The sequence below is a fragment of the Vibrio sp. 1401 genome (assembly GCF_033340295.1).
This window is the reverse complement of sequence record NZ_JAWOWF010000595.1, coordinates 1-589: the sequence shown is the minus strand read 5'-3', so window position 1 is coordinate 589 and position 589 is coordinate 1. Positions and strand designations below refer to the sequence as shown.

Sequence of the window (589 nt, the reverse complement as noted above, 5' to 3'; positions counted from 1 at the left end):
AAGGTTATAAGTACCTGATGGGTCATCTAGATCCGCGGATTTTTGATATAGCTTTATTGCCATTTCATAGTCTTGCTTGGTGCCTATTCCGTTCTCATACATCCAGCCAAGGTTGTAAATCGCGTTCGGATAGTTCATGTCAGCTGCGGCACTAATCAGTTCAAAAGCTCTCTTTTCGTCTTTCTCGATGCCTTGGCCGTGGATTAGCTGCCAACCTAAATTAACCATCGCATCAGCATTACCAAGTTCGGTACCGCGAATAAAATGCTCGACTGCTCTAGGAATATCTTGTTTTGTTCCGGTAGATGACAGGTAGAACTGCCCGGCATATGAGTGGGATAGTGGGTAATCCTGCTCTAATGATTTTTCTATCCAATGGAAAGCATCTTTATCATCAACCGTAATGCCTTCTGGTGCTAAGTCATTAAGGGATGAAATGGCAATTCCTAGCATGGCCTGAGCCCGAGGGTTTCCATTGGTCGCTGACTCTTTTAGCCACTCGACAGCTTGAGCTGGATTACGGTCTACGTCATGGTCATACAACAAGATTTCGGCAAGCATTGTGTGCGCAGAATCGTTTCCTTGTTCT

1 protein-coding gene is annotated in these 589 nt (G+C 45.0%); it reads right to left on the bottom strand.

Features of this window, described 5'->3' with window-relative positions; all coding sequences use genetic code 11:
- The coding region (locus R7Z77_RS27035) for a tetratricopeptide repeat protein (RefSeq protein ID WP_318137264.1) at positions 1 to 589 on the bottom strand (589 nt) is incomplete at both ends.